Origin of the sequence: Klebsiella sp. CN_Kp097, assembly GCF_040064495.1 — a bacterium.
GTDB classification, from domain to species: domain Bacteria; phylum Pseudomonadota; class Gammaproteobacteria; order Enterobacterales; family Enterobacteriaceae; genus Klebsiella; species Klebsiella aerogenes.
Window position 1 is genome coordinate 61,075 of the sequence record NZ_JBEAIL010000020.1, and the last position, 15,434, is coordinate 76,508.

12 protein-coding genes are annotated in these 15,434 nt (G+C 54.3%); 6 read left to right on the forward strand and 6 right to left on the reverse strand.

All coding sequences use genetic code 11. The features are described 5' to 3' along the window. Window positions 1–13 precede the first annotated feature (13 nt). Together ABLV07_RS17395 and ABLV07_RS17400 are read left to right on the forward strand one after the other, a co-directional pair. Entirely contained in the window at window positions 14–1,465 is a 1,452-nt protein-coding gene (locus ABLV07_RS17395) for an MFS transporter (RefSeq protein ID WP_015703155.1), read from the forward strand. Beyond that, the gene (locus ABLV07_RS17400) at window positions 1,440–2,537 is read left to right on the forward strand and encodes a glycoside hydrolase family 88 protein (RefSeq protein WP_045387019.1); all 1,098 of its coding nucleotides are present in this window, start codon (window positions 1,440–1,442) and stop codon (window positions 2,535–2,537) included. Before ABLV07_RS17395 ends, ABLV07_RS17400 begins: the two co-directional genes overlap by 26 nt. 5 nt (window positions 2,538–2,542) lie before the next feature. Here ABLV07_RS17400 and ABLV07_RS17405 read toward each other — a convergent pair whose 3' ends face one another. Then, on the reverse strand, window positions 2,543–4,201 hold the full coding sequence (locus ABLV07_RS17405; RefSeq protein ID WP_348853635.1) for a hypothetical protein: 1,659 nt from the start codon (window positions 4,199–4,201) through the stop codon (window positions 2,543–2,545). Between the two features lie 177 nt (window positions 4,202–4,378). Between ABLV07_RS17405 and ppk1 the strand changes: the two genes are divergently transcribed. Together ppk1 and ppx are read left to right on the forward strand one after the other, a co-directional pair. Next, window positions 4,379–6,439: a polyphosphate kinase 1 gene (gene ppk1, locus ABLV07_RS17410; RefSeq protein ID WP_015370393.1), complete on the forward strand. Its 2,061-nt coding sequence runs from the start codon at window positions 4,379–4,381 to the stop codon at window positions 6,437–6,439. 3 nt (window positions 6,440–6,442) lie between these two features. Continuing rightward, entirely contained in the window at window positions 6,443–7,969 is a 1,527-nt protein-coding gene (ppx, locus tag ABLV07_RS17415) for an exopolyphosphatase (RefSeq protein ID WP_020078189.1), read from the forward strand. Between the two features lie 48 nt (window positions 7,970–8,017). Here ppx and ABLV07_RS17420 read toward each other — a convergent pair whose 3' ends face one another. Then, the gene (locus ABLV07_RS17420; protein ID WP_045410929.1) at window positions 8,018–10,249 is read right to left on the reverse strand and encodes an EAL domain-containing protein; all 2,232 of its coding nucleotides are present in this window, start codon (window positions 10,247–10,249) and stop codon (window positions 8,018–8,020) included. 370 nt (window positions 10,250–10,619) lie between these two features. On the opposite strand from ABLV07_RS17420, the gene ABLV07_RS17425 reads away from it, so the two are divergent. Further along, entirely contained in the window at window positions 10,620–10,811 is a 192-nt protein-coding gene (locus tag ABLV07_RS17425; protein ID WP_015370389.1) for a YfgG family protein, read from the forward strand. A gap of 3 nt (window positions 10,812–10,814) precedes the next feature. Here the strand turns inward: ABLV07_RS17425 and ABLV07_RS17430 are convergent, their stop codons facing one another. Continuing rightward, on the reverse strand, window positions 10,815–11,708 hold the full coding sequence (locus ABLV07_RS17430) for a LysR family transcriptional regulator (protein WP_126027674.1): 894 nt from the start codon (window positions 11,706–11,708) through the stop codon (window positions 10,815–10,817). A gap of 98 nt (window positions 11,709–11,806) precedes the next feature. On the opposite strand from ABLV07_RS17430, the gene ABLV07_RS17435 reads away from it, so the two are divergent. Further along, the gene (locus ABLV07_RS17435; RefSeq protein ID WP_015370387.1) at window positions 11,807–13,015 is read left to right on the forward strand and encodes an MFS transporter; all 1,209 of its coding nucleotides are present in this window, start codon (window positions 11,807–11,809) and stop codon (window positions 13,013–13,015) included. 34 nt (window positions 13,016–13,049) lie between these two features. Here the strand turns inward: ABLV07_RS17435 and ABLV07_RS17440 are convergent, their stop codons facing one another. The 3 genes from ABLV07_RS17440 to guaA all read right to left on the reverse strand — a co-directional run bounded on the left by ABLV07_RS17440 (window position 13,050) and on the right by guaA (window position 15,366). Then, window positions 13,050–13,382: a hypothetical protein gene (locus ABLV07_RS17440; RefSeq protein WP_015370386.1), complete on the reverse strand. Its 333-nt coding sequence runs from the start codon at window positions 13,380–13,382 to the stop codon at window positions 13,050–13,052. A 30-nt stretch (window positions 13,383–13,412) separates the two neighbouring features. Continuing rightward, the gene (locus ABLV07_RS17445) at window positions 13,413–13,646 is read right to left on the reverse strand and encodes a type II toxin-antitoxin system Phd/YefM family antitoxin (protein ID WP_015370385.1); all 234 of its coding nucleotides are present in this window, start codon (window positions 13,644–13,646) and stop codon (window positions 13,413–13,415) included. 142 nt (window positions 13,647–13,788) lie between these two features. Further along, complete coding sequence (guaA, locus tag ABLV07_RS17450; protein WP_015703162.1) at window positions 13,789–15,366, reverse strand: glutamine-hydrolyzing GMP synthase; 1,578 nt, start codon at window positions 15,364–15,366, stop codon at window positions 13,789–13,791. Window positions 15,367–15,434: the final 68 nt, after the last annotated feature.

Genomic DNA, 15,434 nt, shown 5'->3' on the forward strand with positions numbered 1-15,434 from the left:
CCTCTGCTGGGGGATGGGCGATATTTTCGGCAGCGGCGCGATGACCATCACCGGCCTGTGGCTGCTCTACTTTTATATTGAAGTCGCCGGGCTCTCGCCCGCCGCTGCGGCCTCTATTTTCGCCATCGCCAAGATTTGGGACGGCATCACGGACCCGGTGATGGGCTACATTACCGACAACATTCGCACCCGTTGGGGGCGGCGACGGATCTTCTTTATTCTCGGCGCGCCGTTATCGCTCTGTTTCGCCCTGATGTGGATAAGTGGTTTTGGCTACGCCTGGTACCTTGGTACCTATCTACTATTCAGCACCGTCTTCACCCTGCTGATGGTGCCTTACGATACGCTGCCTGCAGAGATGACCACCCGCTATGATTTGCGCTCGAAAATGTCCGGCGCGCGAATGCTATTCGCTCAGGCGACAGCCTTTCTCGCGGCGCTGATCCCCGGGCAAATCATGGCCCACGTCGCCGATAAATCGCAGGCGTTTCTCTATATCGGCATTATCTTCGCCCTGCTTTTTGCCTTGCCGTGGATCTTCGTCTGGCGCGGTACCTGGGAGCGCGAGCATCTCCCACCACCGCAGACGCAGCAAGGTTTAGGCAAAACGCTACGTTCGCTGTATAGGGAAATGGCCTCGACCTTCCGTCTGCGGACCTTCCGTATTCATATCATGATGTATGTCGGCGGCGCGGTGGCGTTGGATATTTTCGGCTCGCTGTTTATGCACTATATGACCTACGTGCTACGTGTCGGCACCTCGCTGGCTTCGCAGGCCATGAGTCTGATGACGCTGTTTCAGTTCTTCGCGATCCCTTTATTTACCTGGCTTTGCATCCGCGTCGGCAACGGCAACGCCTATAAGGTCGCCATCGCGCTGATCCTCTGCGCACTACTGTGGTTCAGCCAATTGACCGCTTCTTTCAGCCATCTTTCCTGGCTGCTACTCGGCGGCGCAATCGTGATGGGCATCGCCCGCGGCGGCACCTATCTTATCCCATGGAATGTCTACAATTTTCTGCCCGATATCGATGAAGCTTATACCGGCGTGCGGCGTGAAGGGATCTACGCGGGGGTAATGATGCTGACGCGCAAATTCTCCCAGGCGCTGGCGCTGTTTATCGTCGGCCTGGCGCTGGAAGCCTTTGGATTCACCAAAGGCGCCGAAACGCAGAATACCGCCGCGCTGAATGGTATCTGGTGGGTATTCCTCGTTGGCCCCGGCCTGCTGGCCTTATTGGCAATGTATGGCGCGTTTCGTTTTCGCTTGAGCCAGCCGCGACATCAAATCCTGATTAGCGAACTGGAGCGTCTGCGCGCCGGTGGTCATCCACAGGATGCCAGCCCGCAGACCCGCGAAACTATCGAGCTACTGACCGGCCATCCTCATCGCAACGATCGCTGGCAACACGCCGCCGTTTCTTCTCAAGGAAATCACTATGTCGCAGAAAAACAACCGTCCTGAATTACAATCACTCATCGAAGCGCTAATCGGCAACTTAACCGCGATTACCGATGATAGCGGCGAGTATTTGCAGCGGCTGGCAGATGGCCGGGTGGTTGACACCAAAGGTTGGGACGGTTGGGAGTGGACGCATGGCATCGCCCTGTTTGGCCTGTTTCGCTACCAGCAGCTGACAGGATCGCTTCGGGCTCGTGAACTTATCGACGGCTGGTTTAGCGCCCGTTTCGCCGAGGGTACGCCGGAGAAAAACATCAACACCGCTTGTCCGTTTTTAACCCTGGCGCTGTGCTATCAACAGACGCCGCGCAGCGACTGGCGCGCCTATCTGGAAAGTTGGGGAGATGCGATATATCGCCAGATGCCGCGTACCGAGGAGGGCTGCCTTCAGCACGTCACCTATGAGAATCCCCATCATCAACAAATCTGGGACGATACGCTCATGATGGCGGTACTGCCGCTGGCGATGCTCGGCAAAATGTTTGGTAAACCGCGCTGGGTAGAAGAGGCGAAATTTCAGTTTTTGCAGCACCTGCACTATTTAAGCGACCGCCAAAGCGGCCTGTGGTTTCACGGTTGGCATTTCGACGGCAGACACCATTTCGCCGGCGCGCTGTGGGCCCGCGGCAATAGCTGGATAACGCTGGCGATACCGGAACTGCTGGAGATGCTTGAGCTCGACGAACATGACGCCTTTTACCGCCAGTTGCAAAATACTCTGCAGATTCAGGTCAGCGCCCTTGCCCGCTGCCAGGCCGAAAACGGCCTATGGCCGACGCTACTTAACGACGCGGATAGTTATCTGGAAGCCTCTGCGACGGCAGGCTTTGCCGCGGGTATTTTCAAGGCGGTGCGCCTCGGCTACCTCGACGATGCGTTTCTGCCGGTCGCCGGAAAGGCCTGCCGGGGCATTATCGAACATATCTCGCCGCAAGGAGAGTTAACGCAGGTGTCGTTTGGCACGGCGATGGGCAACGACCTCGACCACTATCGTAACATCCCCCTGACCGCCATGCCCTACGGCCAGGCAATGGCGATACTGTGCCTGGTTGAAGCGCTACGCCGCACGCTTTAATACGGCTATCTGAGCGCCGTCAGTTCGGTGCTCAGGCTATCCGCCAGATTACGTGCTCGTACAGGATCGAACATCACGTAAAACGCCGGTGAGGCCTCGCCTGTCTGCTGACAAAGCGTTTCCATTTCCGATGCGCAGCGATATAACGCCTGCACGTTAATATGGCAAATCTCCCGCATGCTCCAGCTGTTTTCCACCTCTCGGGCGAAGTGCAGAGTAAAGAAGGCCTTTTGCGCGTGGGTAAACGTCTGACAATAGAGCGCCAATCCCTGCCACTCCTCACGCCACCGAAGCGCCAGCGCGGTGGGAAAATCCGCCGTGAGAGCGAACGCTTGCGCTGCTTTCCCCAGCAGCTGCGCGCTGGCTGCGACCTCATCTTTTTCTTGCGCGATTTGCGTGAGATTAGCCATCGACTTCTGCGGGTCGTCGCGGGTGAAGTGGATATCCTGCGCCGAACCGGGTAACCAGTGACTGCGCGCCAGTTGTCCGTAAAGGCCCCACACCGCCTGGCCGTAGCTTTCAGGCAATTGGCTATGGCGATGGAAAACATGGTCTCGCACATATATTGACTGATAGAGCGTCTGCGTCGCCTGTTCAAGCAGCGACTGGAACTGCTGCGCGACATCGGCTGGCGGACACCAGCCGTAACGCTGCGCCAGCCATTGCACCAGTAACTGCTGCTGATTTTTCGCCGCCCCTTCGCCCAGCAACTGACTACAGGCGAAGAGATTACATTCGCTTAACGTCGCAGGGATCCAGTGATTATCGATACTTTCCCAACTGGTTTTACAGATAGCGCCGGTAATGCGCGGGTTGCGACTCTGACACCACAACAGTCGCCCCTGCAGCTCATCAATACGTAAAAACGGCATGACTCCCCATCCCACTTCTTCGCCGGCAAGATCGATCTCGATCCATACATCTCGCGTCTGCACCGCCAACAGCGCCGGATTGTTAGGGAAAGCAGGCCAGAAACGTTCCGGCGTGAGTTTTATCGATACCGAAACCGCAGGCGGCAGCGGTTCAATCGCGTCCAGCACGGCGCTGAGATCGTCATTGCTGGCAGGGAAGACACGCAGTACCAGATGCTTATTTTGCGCGGCTACCGCCTGACTCAGGGCGTTAAAACAGCGGCGGTAGAGCATCAAGCTTTGCGCTGGCTGGCGGGGATCGTCGTGTTGTCTGTCCCACTGCGGGCGAGAGATCGGTAATAATCCATCGGTACTGGAGAGCGCGATAATCAAACCGGTGAGCGCCGGTACGCTTTGACACACGGCGCGGATTTTGTCGGTTAACCAGCGGCTCCAGAAATCGACATCAAAACGCACCCCGCGCGGGGTATCCAGCAGTTCCGGATGCGCTAATAACAGTTCGGTCGGGAAGCTAAGTTCTTTCGCCTGCAGATAACATCGCAACCCCTGCTCACGGCAGCGTAACGCCAGCCGGTTGAGATAGATACAGCGCGCTCGTTGTTGGCTCGACAATCGGTCGTTATAGTCAAAAGGGGTATACCCCTGTGGCGAAACCAGCTTGCCAAATAACTCGGCCTGTCCCACCACCACGGTATTAAAATCATGCTCAATTGCGTATTCAATCAACCGACAGGCCGACGGCCAGTGCCAGATGTCCTGATTATTGAGCTCCAGCGCCCGCGTTTCCCACATTGTTTCGCCCTCCATTTCGCCCCTGACTGAACATAACGTAAGCAAACAAACGCGTCCGCTTTTTCCCGGCATCTGATTGCAAGAAAACTGTCATATTGCTTTGACATAGTTGGACATTCAATGGCAAAGCTCGCCATAATGAAAAAGCGACGTCAATGATCCGGAGTGTGAGTTGTAATGGGCCAGGAAAAGCTATACATCGAAAAAGAACTCAGCTGGTTGTCCTTTAACGAGCGCGTACTTCAGGAAGCGGCGGACAAGAGCAACCCGCTTATCGAGCGCATGCGCTTCTTAGGAATTTACTCCAATAACCTTGATGAGTTTTACAAAGTGCGCTTCGCTGAACTTAAGCGACGCATTCTTATCAGTGAAGAACAAGGTAGTACCGCCCATTCGCGTCATCTGTTAGGCAAAATCCAGGCCCGCGTGCTAAAGGCCGATCAGGAATTTGATGGTCTCTATAATGAACTGCTGCTGGAAATGGCGCGTAATCAGATCTTCCTGATTAACGAACGCCAGCTGTCCGTTAACCAGCAATCCTGGTTACGCAACTACTTCAAACAGTATCTGCGCCAGCATATTTCGCCGATTCTGATCAACCGCGAGACGGACCTGGTTCAATTCCTGAAAGATGATTACACCTATCTGGCGGTGGAGATTATCCGCGGCGATACCATTAACTATGCGCTGCTGGAGATTCCATCCGATAAGGTGCCGCGCTTTGTGAACCTGCCGCCGGAGACGCCGCGACGCCGCAAACCGATGATTCTGCTGGATAACATTCTGCGTTACTGCCTGGATGATATCTTTAAGGGCTTCTTTGACTACGATGCCCTGAATGCATACTCGATGAAAATGACCCGTGATGCCGAGTACGATCTGGTACACGAAATGGAATCGAGCCTGATGGAGCTGATGTCCTCCAGCCTGAAGCAGCGCTTAACCGCCGAGCCGGTGCGTTTTGTCTACCAGCGCGATATGCCGGATGCGATGGTCGAAATGCTGCGCGATAAGCTCTCCATCTCGAACTACGATTCGATGCTGCCGGGCGGTCGTTATCACAACTTTAAAGACTTTATCGGTTTCCCGAATGTTGGCAAGGCCAATCTGGTCAATAAACCGATGCCGCGCCTGCGCCACCTGTGGTTCGATAAATTCCGCAACGGCTTTGACGCCATCCGCGAACGCGACGTACTGCTCTACTATCCGTATCATACCTTCGAGCACGTGCTTGAACTGCTGCGTCAGGCCTCGTTCGACCCAAGCGTGCTGGCAATCAAAATCAATATCTACCGCGTCGCTAAGGATTCACGGATTATCGATTCGATGATCCACGCCGCCCACAACGGTAAAAAAGTGACCGTGGTGGTTGAACTGCAGGCTCGCTTCGACGAAGAGGCCAATATTCACTGGGCCAAACGTCTGACAGAAGCCGGCGTACACGTTATCTTCTCGGCGCCGGGGCTGAAGATCCACGCCAAACTCTTCCTCATTTCGCGTAAAGAAGGCGATGAGGTAGTGCGTTATGCGCATATCGGCACCGGCAACTTCAACGAGAAAACCGCTCGTATCTACACCGACTATTCGCTCCTCACCGCCGACGCGCGCATCACTAATGAAGTCCGTCGCGTGTTTAATTTTATCGAAAACCCTTACCGGCCAGTCAGCTTCGACTACCTGTTGGTATCGCCGCAGAACTCGCGTCGTCTGCTGTATGAAATGATCGACCGCGAAATCGCCAATGCGCAAAATGGGCAACCGTCCGGAATTACGCTTAAATTAAATAACCTGGTCGATAAAGGGCTGGTGGACAGACTCTATGCCGCCTCCAGTACCGGCGTGCCGGTTAACCTGCTTATCCGCGGCATGTGCTCGCTAATCCCGGGTCTTGAGGGAATTAGCGAAAATATTCGCGTGATTAGTATCGTTGACCGTTTCCTTGAGCACGATAGGGTCTATTGTTTTGAAAACGGTGGTGATAAACAGGTGTGGTTATCCTCCGCCGACTGGATGACGCGCAACATCGACTATCGTATCGAAGTCGCCGTACCGCTGCTGGACCCGCGTCTGAAGCAACGCGTATTGGATATTCTCGATATCCTGTTCAACGATACCGTAAAAGCGCGCTATCTTGATAAAGAACTGAGTAATCGCTACGTGCCGCGCGGCAATCGCCGCAAAGTACGCGCACAGATAGCGATTTACGATTATCTCAAATCACTCGAACAACCCGATTAACCTATGCCAATAAACGAAAAAACCCCTCGGCCGCAGGAGTTCGCTGCGGTCGACCTTGGTTCGAACAGTTTTCATATGGTGATCGCCCGTGTCGTCGACGGGGCAATGCAGATCATCGGTCGCCTGAAGCAGCGCGTCCACCTGGCCGATGGCCTGGATGAAAACTCGGTGTTGAGCGAAGAAGCGATTACTCGTGGGCTGAACTGCCTGTCGCTGTTTGCGGAACGTCTGCAGGGATTCTCCCCTTCCAGCGTTTGTATCGTCGGGACGCATACCCTGCGCCAGGCGGCTAACGCGGCGGATTTTCTCAAACGAGCGGAAAAAGTTATCCCTTATCCCATCGAAATAATCTCCGGTAACGAAGAAGCGCGTCTGATTTTTATGGGCGTCGAACATACGCAACCGGAGCGCGGCCGTAAGCTGGTTATTGACATCGGCGGCGGTTCGACTGAGCTCGTCATCGGCGAAGATTTCGAGCCCCGCCTGGTTGAAAGCCGACGTATGGGCTGCGTAAGCTTCTCGCAGGCCTATTTCGCCGGCGGCGTTATCAATAAAGAAAACTTCCAGCGCGCGCGCCTGGCGGCGGTGCAGAAACTGGAAACCCTGGCCTGGCAGTTCCGTATTCAGGGATGGAACGTGGCGCTGGGCGCCTCTGGCACCATCAAAGCCGCGCACGAAGTGCTGGTCGCCATGGGGGAGAAAGACGGCTTCATTACCCCGGAACGTCTTGAAATGCTGGTCAGTGAGCTTCTGAAGAATAAAAACTTCGACTCATTAAGCCTGCCGGGATTGTCGGAGGACCGCAAAGCGGTATTCGCCCCGGGTCTTGCGATTTTGTGCGGGGTATTCGACGCGCTGGCGATCAAAGAACTGCGCCTGTCCGACGGCGCCCTGCGCGAAGGCGTGTTGTACGAGATGGAAGGTCGCTTCCGCCACCAGGATATTCGCAGCCGTACGGCCCAGAGCCTGGCGAATCAGTACAATATCGATCGCGAACAGGCGCGCCGGGTACTGGAGACCACCACTCAGATGCTGGAACAGTGGCAGGAGCAAAACCCGAAACTGGCTAACCCGCATCTGTCTGCCCTGCTGAAGTGGGCGGTAATGCTACATGAAGTGGGGTTGAACATTAACCACAGCGGCATGCATCGCCACTCTGCCTATATCCTGCAAAATAGCGATCTGCCGGGCTTTAATCAGGAGCAGCAGACGCTGATGGCCACGCTGGTACGCTATCACCGCAAAGCTATCAAGCTTGATGATTTGCCGCGTTTTACCTTGTTCAAGAAAAAACAGTTCTTGCCGCTGATTCAACTACTGCGTCTGGGCGTATTACTGAACAATCAGCGTCAGGCGACCACTACGCCGCCAAAACTGACATTGAAGACGGAAGCCAACCACTGGACGTTAATTTTCCCGCATGACTGGTTTAGCCAGAATGCGTTGGTGCTGCTGGATCTGGAAAAAGAGCAACAGTACTGGGAAGGCGTGCCGGAATGGCTGCTGAAAATTACTGAAGAAGAAGCGTAAAGCTGACATCTTTCACTAAAACGGCCGGGTCACACGCCCGGCCGTTTTTTATGCGACGTCAGCCGCGCAGGCCAGTTGTTCTATCGGAACCGGCATTCCAATGTCAAAGCCCTGCATATAATCAATCCCCAGCGAAATCACCGCCTGGCGGATCTCCGGCGATTCCACATACTCCGCCACTACCTGCATATTTTTGATTTGCGCCAACCGGCAAATCGACACCACAACCTGATAATCCAGACTACTGGTGACCAGATTACGGATAAAGCTACCGTCAATTTTCAGCATATCCACGTTAAGCGTTTTCAGCCGCGCATAGCTGGCATAGCCGGTACCGAAATCATCAATCGCCACCCGGCATCCCAACTCCTGCAACCGCGCGAGGGTTTGTTGCGCCTGCTCCGGATTACTGAGCGAGTGGTTTTCCGTCAGTTCAAAAATAAGCTGCCAGGGCTCAATATTATAATGATGCAGCATTTCCTCGACTTCGTCCGGGAAACGGCTGCGGCTGACCGAAACTGGCGACAGATTGATGGCCAAACGCATGCCCGGCAACGTATGGCGATTAGCGTTCATAAACGCCAGCGTATTGTCGATAACCCAGCTGTCGATGCGCGAAGCCAGGCCAAATTCGTGCGCCGCAGGCAAAAAATTATCCGGCGCAACCAGCTCGCCCTGCTCGCCCACCATACGCAACAGGACTTCATGATAACTATCGCCGCGCATGCCGATAATGGGCTGCGCCATCAGCCGAAAACGATTCTGATCCAGCGCCTGCAGGATCTGGTTCATCATTGACACACGTTCTTTTAACCCCTGCTGAACGTGAACGGCGCCGCGGCGCTGCACGTTTTCCGGGTGGCCGCTGGTCAATGACATGTCGGCAATATTATTCAGTTCGCCGAGCAGTAAATACAGATGCTTGACAGGAGAACGTACGTTGCAATAGCTGATCCCGACAGGCGGCTGTAGCGGAATACCATCCCAGATAAAACGGAACTGCTTAATCCGCTCATCCAGCATCACGATGCGTTTTTGATGGTCGTCGCTATTCAGGCGTATCACCAGGTCATGGCCCGAAAGGTGATAGACCATTTCGTTCGGCTGCAGTATGTGACTCAGGTATTCCGACAGCTGCTGCTTATACTGAATGCGTAGCATCACGCCGTAGTGCCGCCCAAGCAACTCCAGCTCTGGCATGCGTAAAAAGCACAGCACCGACCAGGTCGAGTGGTTTAGCGCTCGGCTCAGGGCCCGTAAATTCGGCATATGAACGACCGGGTCGAGAAAGGCCATCCGGCGAACCCGACGGTGGATCATCCGCTGCTGCGTCGCCAGCATTGCCATATAAGCGATAATAAAAGAGAACACCAGGTAACTGGAGGAGGTAATCGCCAGCTGGTTATTGTAGATCGGGGAAAATGGCAGGTAGCTGTAATGAAAATGGATAACCAGAATTAATATCGGCGGCCACGCCAGGGAAATAAAACGATAGCCAAAACGCATCGCTCCCCACAACATGACCGGCATAAGTAATGACAATGTATAATTTGTGCTAAATATCGTGCTGCTGGCATTTAACGGCATGAATAATAAAGCCAGTATTATTAACAATATTATTGCCCAGACAATAATTTCCAGCGGTTTTATTTTTTGGTCGATTTGTAAACGCACCTGGGATATAAAACCGCGTAAGTGTAGCGGGTTACGAATAACACGCAGCAAAAAATAGCACAGTGGCACACCGGTCAAGCACCCCACCATCAGCGCCTGAAAAGTGATTAACGAACGTAAACTAAATGGCGTTGACCCCACCAGTTCCGCCGCCCGCGGATGCAGGCCAAGATACTCAGCAATCTGCGAAATAATGAGAAAAATTACCGAGGGCAGCAGCATTTGCCAGAACAGCCGATACGGCATCAGGGCAACATTACCATGTGAAATCTGCTGACGGCGTGGAACGAAAATGCGATAACCGCCCCAGCACAGCACTGAAGGGATCAAAAAATGAAACAATACGCCGATAGATTGCTCGAAGGTCATTCCGCGCGTAATGGTCAGCAGCAAGCCGACTATAATGCCCGGAATCGCCGCCCAGCCGAAAAACAGCATCAGGCTCAATACTAACGCCAGCGGAAGATAAAACAGAAAGACGGTGTGACCGTTAAGATTTGCAAATGTATTCGCGGCACGCGCCAGCGGCAACAGCAGCGAAGGGAGGATGAGCGGTAGCGCCCACCATTTATCCTGATATCGTTTGTATAGTTTAATAATACTCATAGATGCTCGACAGATTACCCCAACTCCTGCGGAGTATATTCAGACAGGCATCCAACCCGACCAGGCTAACCGCGAAAGTAATAACGATGCGGAACAGATGGACGATTTTAGTGGCCAATGGAATCAAGCAATTGACGCAAATCAACAAACTATTTAGCTAATATTAATAAAACTTATTTTTTTGCGGACTGGTGCAATAATCAAAATCCGTGTAAATACGATGTTCATCTTATATAACATTAAGTAATGTTTTAGCACGACGATTTTTACACCGCCGACAATTGACCCCGCCGCTATACTATGACTTAATACCCCCATCGCCCGTCTTCGGGTATACTTCAAGGAACCTTTTGTGAGTCAGGCACCCAGTATGCGTAAACGACATCGATTTAACCGTCGCATGACCCGTATCGTACTACTTATCAGTTTTCTCTTCTTCTTTGGACGCTTTGTCTACTCCTCTATCGGTGCCTGGTACCATCATCAGGACAAACAAGAGTCGCAGCAATCGACCATCACCATTGATGCTCCCGCGACACCAACGACCCCAGCCCAGGAATAACGCCTACGGCAAAATTTTTAGTTGGTGCAGCAGACGCAGCATCTCCGCTATCCCTTTGTTGATAACTTTATCCTGACGCATCACTACGCCCAGTTGGCGATAGAGCCGCGGCGATAGCGACTGTACACGTATTCCGGTGCGGTCATCTTCAGCCGCCACCGCCATCTTCGGTACGATACTGTATCCCAGACCAGCACGCACCATACGCTTGATAGCCTCAATGCTACCGAGTTGCATCACCGGCGCCGAGTTTACCCCGGCAGCGCGAAACCAGCCATCGCTCAGCTCACGGGTCCCGCTGCCGGCTTCAAATGCTATTAGCGAAAGTGCCTGTAGCAGTGAAGGCGTCAATTGCCCCACTAGCGGTTCATCATCGTTGGCAGTAATAAATACAAACTCTTCCTCCAGCACTGGCGTTACCGCCAGGCTGCGGCCGCTGGCAGGTAAGGTCACCAATCCCAAATCAAGCCGGCTCTCTTCCACCGCACGTACAATGTCAAGCGTATTACCGGTCGTGACGCCAACCGTTAATAGCGGATGCTTCTCGCGTAGATGGCACAATAGCGGCGGCAGCAAATGAATACAGGCCGTCGCCCCGGTACCGAAGCTCATCGTGCCGTGCACTTCATGGTTAAACTCAGCCACCGACTGCACCGCCGTATTCACCGCCTGCTCAATAATCTCACTATGGGCCAGTAGCGCCAATCCGGCGGCAGTAGCCTTGATCCCTCGCCCGGTACGCTCAACCAACCGCGTCTGCAGGAACTGCTCAAGCTGGCGAACCTGCAGGCTTACCGCCGGCTGCGATATTCCCAGTACATCAGCGGCGGCGGAAAAACTGCCGCGCTGCGCCACCAGCCGGAAGGTGGTCAGATTTACCAAATTCAGCATCGTCATCACAAAGTTTCTCTTATGCAGGCTATAAGCCCCAGGTGCTGCCTGCACAATAGCGCGCGCGATATGCTGCCGACAACTGCATAACGCTCTGGAATTCAATGAAAACGTCAATCTTGCCTGGCACCGCGCCTCTTTCCCTTACCCTCGCAGCCGGCGGCAACCAGCTCATCAACTGGGGGATCGTTTTTTATATGCCCGGTACCTTTGCCGGCGCTATTGCTAATGATACTGGCTGGGGCGGAACAGAGATCTTTCTCGGTTTGACCTTCGCCATGCTGATGATGGCGGCGATCTCGCCTTTTATCGCCCGCCTGTTGGCCTGGTTTGGCGGTCAGCGGGTGGTGTTCATCGGTTCATTAACCATCGCGGCAAGCTGTCTGGCAATGTCGCAGGCAGACAGCCTGATCTTCTGGTACGTCGCATGGCTACTGGCCGGTGTCGGTATGCGGCTGGCGCTATACGATGCGCTGTTCGCCGCGCTGGTTAACCTGTATGGTCAACGCGCCAAAGTAACTATTTCACGGGTGACCCTGGCTGGAGGACTGGCCTCAGCGATATTCTGGCCGCTGGGCACCGCGCTGCTCGCGCTAATGGGCTGGCGTGGAGCGCTGGTAATCTACAGCCTGTTTGGCCTGCTTAGCGCACTACTGCTGTGGCGGATGCCTAATCAATGCTTGCCCGACCGGGGCGCTCATCAGGAGAAAGTGCCGCTTTCCCGCCGCGACCAGCGCACAGGCCTGCTGTACGCCTCGCTTATCGCTTTGGTCACCTTTATTTCTAACGGCACATCCACCCATCTGCCTGAGTTTATCGCCAGCTACGGTCTGCCGGTAACGATAGGCGTACTATGGGGCATCGGACAGACCGGCGCCCGATTTCTGGAGGTGATTTCAGGAGCGCGACTCACCCCACTCCGGCTAACGCTGTTGACCACAGCGCTATTGCCGCTCTGCTTTTTACTGGGCCTCAACGCCGCCTCGCTAAGCTGGACCGTTGGCGGTTTCGTTTTCGCCTACGGGGCCATTAACGGCCTGACGACGGTATTTAAAGCAACATTACCGTTGCAGCTATTCGCGGCGGAAGATTACGCGCGGCGTACCGGACGGCTGTTGATCCCAGCGCAACTACTGGCCGCCGTCTCGCCATTTGCCTATGCCTGGCTAAATCAACATCTGGGGATAGAAAGGAGCCTTGCTATTTCGGGTCTATTATCGCTGGTCGTACTGGGGCTGGCGCTGAGAATCGGCTGGCTGCAGCGGCGGCAGGTTGTGCGGATAAGTCATGGACAAAGTGAAGAGAGGGTATGAAAAACCCTCTGTAAAACACACACATTTAGGACTATCAGGCCACGATCAGACGCTTAAACAGCAGCTGCTGAACATCCTGCCGATGTGCCAGGATCGCATGCGCGGTTACTAAAGTTCCGTCTACGGAATACAAAACCCGGTAGCCTTCAGCGTGATTAAACTCCCGATATTTGGCGCAGCCAATTTTCAGCAATTCGGGGCAAATCTGGCAGCCCAAGGGGAACTGTCCTACGGTGCTCTCAAACTGGGTGAGAATATCTGCGATAACCGGACGCGGCTCAACATCAACACGCTTCAGAAAACCCGCTATTGTGTCGATGCAGTGCTTCACCGTAAGCGTGTACTCAAAGGTCACCTGCTGTTCCATGGAAGTCCCTTAACGTTGAGCGCGCTGCGTTTAATCCGCAAGGCCATCCAGCAACTGGTCTTTCGAGAACACGCGCCCTTCCGATTTATCTTTCTCTGACAGAGTAAGCAATTTCAGCAAAGCAATGGCGTTTTCCCGTTCCTGCTGCTGATCATAGGACTCTATAACGTAAGCAGGCACACCGTTTTGTGTGACCAGGATAGGTTCTGACAGATCAAGCGTTGCGGCGTTCTTTTTAACGTAGCTGATAGTCTCTACTTTCATGTTGGTCCGCCTAATGGTCATGTCTCGGTTTTAATATAGACTATATTTAGACTACGCTCAATAATCCTTCCTCAGCGCCATTTACCAGGACATAAAAAAAACCCTCTGTAAACAGAGGGTTTGGTTCAGCTATCAGCAGGAATTATTCCCACTCAATAGTCGCTGGCGGCTTACCGCTGATGTCGTACACCACGCGGGAAATACCGTTAACTTCGTTGATGATGCGGTTGGAAACACGGCCGAGGAAATCATACGGCAGGTGCGCCCAGTGCGCGGTCATAAAGTCGATGGTTTCTACCGCACGCAGGGAGACGACCCAGTCGTATTTACGGCCATCGCCCATCACGCCGACGGAGCGAACCGGCAGGAACACGGTAAATGCCTGGCTTACTTTGTCATACAGGTCGGCTTTGCGCAGTTCTTCAATGAAGATAGCGTCCGCGCGACGCAGCAGGTCGCAGTACTCTTTCTTCACTTCGCCGAGTACGCGAACGCCAAGGCCCGGCCCCGGGAACGGGTGGCGGAACAGCATGTCGTACGGCAGGCCCAGCTCCAGGCCAATCTTACGCACTTCGTCTTTGAACAGCTCTTTCAGCGGTTCAACGAGGCCCATCTTCATCTCTTTCGGCAGGCCGCCCACGTTGTGGTGAGACTTGATGACGTGCGCTTTACCGGTCGCGGAAGCGGCGGATTCGATCACGTCAGGGTAGATAGTGCCCTGCGCCAGCCATTTCACGTCTTCCAGCTTCAGCGCTTCTTCGTCAAACACTTCAACGAAGACACGGCCAATGATTTTACGCTTCGCTTCCGGATCGTTTTCGCCCTTCAGCGCGGTCAGGAAGCGATCTTCCGCCGCAACGTGCACGATGTTCAGGCCGAAACGGTCGCCGAACATATCCATAACCTGCTCGGCTTCGTTCAGGCGCAGCAGGCCGTTATCCACGAATACGCAGGTCAGGTTTTTGCCGATGGCGCGGTGCAGCAGCATCGCGGTAACGGAAGAGTCAACGCCGCCGGACAGGCCGAGGATGACTTTATCTTCACCCACCTGCTGACGAATACGCTCAACTGCGTCGTCGATGATCTTCGCCGGCGTCCACAGCGCTTCACACTGGCAGATATCGCGCACAAAGCGCTCCAGCATACGCAGCCCCTGACGGGTGTGGGTGACTTCCGGGTGGAACTGTACGCCGTAGAAGCGTTTTTCTTCATTCGCCATGATGGCGAACGGGCAGCTTTCAGTGCTGGCGACGGTCACAAAGTCGGAAGGGATAGCGGTGACTTTATCACCATGGCTCATCCACACGTCCAGCAGCGGCTTACCGTCAGCGCTCAGCGCATCTTCGATGCCCTTAATCAGCGCGCTGTCGGTCTGCACTTCCACCTGCGCGTAACCGAACTCGCGCTCGTTGGAAGCTTCAACGTGGCCGCCCAGCTGCATGGCCATGGTCTGCATGCCATAGCATACGCCGAATACCGGTACGCCGGCTTCGAAGACGTACTGCGGCGCACGCGGGCTGTTGTCTTCGGTGGTGCTTTCCGGGCCGCCGGAAAGAATAATGCCGTTCGGGTTGAACTCGCGGATTTGAGCTTCGGTCACGTCCCAAGCCCAGAGCTCGCAATAGACCCCTAATTCACGTACGCGACGCGCAACCAGCTGGGTGTACTGAGAACCGAAGTCCAGGATAAGAATGCGATGTTTATGAATGTTATCCGTCATTGACGTTAATTCCAGAGAAGTAGCGATGATTGAATAAAAATCGCCCGGCGCGTAGCCGGGCGATGAAA

Excerpts from the sequence above, each read along its gene's own strand:
- ABLV07_RS17395 (WP_015703155.1), top strand. The coding sequence starts at position 14 with ATGGGCGATATTTTCGGCAGCGGCGCGATGACCATCACCGGCCTGTGG.
- ABLV07_RS17400 (WP_045387019.1), top strand. The coding sequence starts at position 1,440 with ATGTCGCAGAAAAACAACCGTCCTGAATTACAATCACTCATCGAAGCG.
- ABLV07_RS17405 (WP_348853635.1), bottom strand. The coding sequence starts at position 4,201 with ATGTGGGAAACGCGGGCGCTGGAGCTCAATAATCAGGACATCTGGCAC.
- ppk1 (WP_015370393.1), top strand. The coding sequence starts at position 4,379 with ATGGGCCAGGAAAAGCTATACATCGAAAAAGAACTCAGCTGGTTGTCC.
- ppx (WP_020078189.1), top strand. The coding sequence starts at position 6,443 with ATGCCAATAAACGAAAAAACCCCTCGGCCGCAGGAGTTCGCTGCGGTC.
- ABLV07_RS17420 (WP_045410929.1), bottom strand. The coding sequence starts at position 10,249 with ATGAGTATTATTAAACTATACAAACGATATCAGGATAAATGGTGGGCG.
- ABLV07_RS17425 (WP_015370389.1), top strand. The coding sequence starts at position 10,620 with ATGCGTAAACGACATCGATTTAACCGTCGCATGACCCGTATCGTACTA.
- ABLV07_RS17430 (WP_126027674.1), bottom strand. The coding sequence starts at position 11,708 with ATGACGATGCTGAATTTGGTAAATCTGACCACCTTCCGGCTGGTGGCG.
- ABLV07_RS17435 (WP_015370387.1), top strand. The coding sequence starts at position 11,807 with ATGAAAACGTCAATCTTGCCTGGCACCGCGCCTCTTTCCCTTACCCTC.
- ABLV07_RS17440 (WP_015370386.1), bottom strand. The coding sequence starts at position 13,382 with ATGGAACAGCAGGTGACCTTTGAGTACACGCTTACGGTGAAGCACTGC.
- ABLV07_RS17445 (WP_015370385.1), bottom strand. The coding sequence starts at position 13,646 with ATGAAAGTAGAGACTATCAGCTACGTTAAAAAGAACGCCGCAACGCTT.
- guaA (WP_015703162.1), bottom strand. The coding sequence starts at position 15,366 with ATGACGGATAACATTCATAAACATCGCATTCTTATCCTGGACTTCGGT.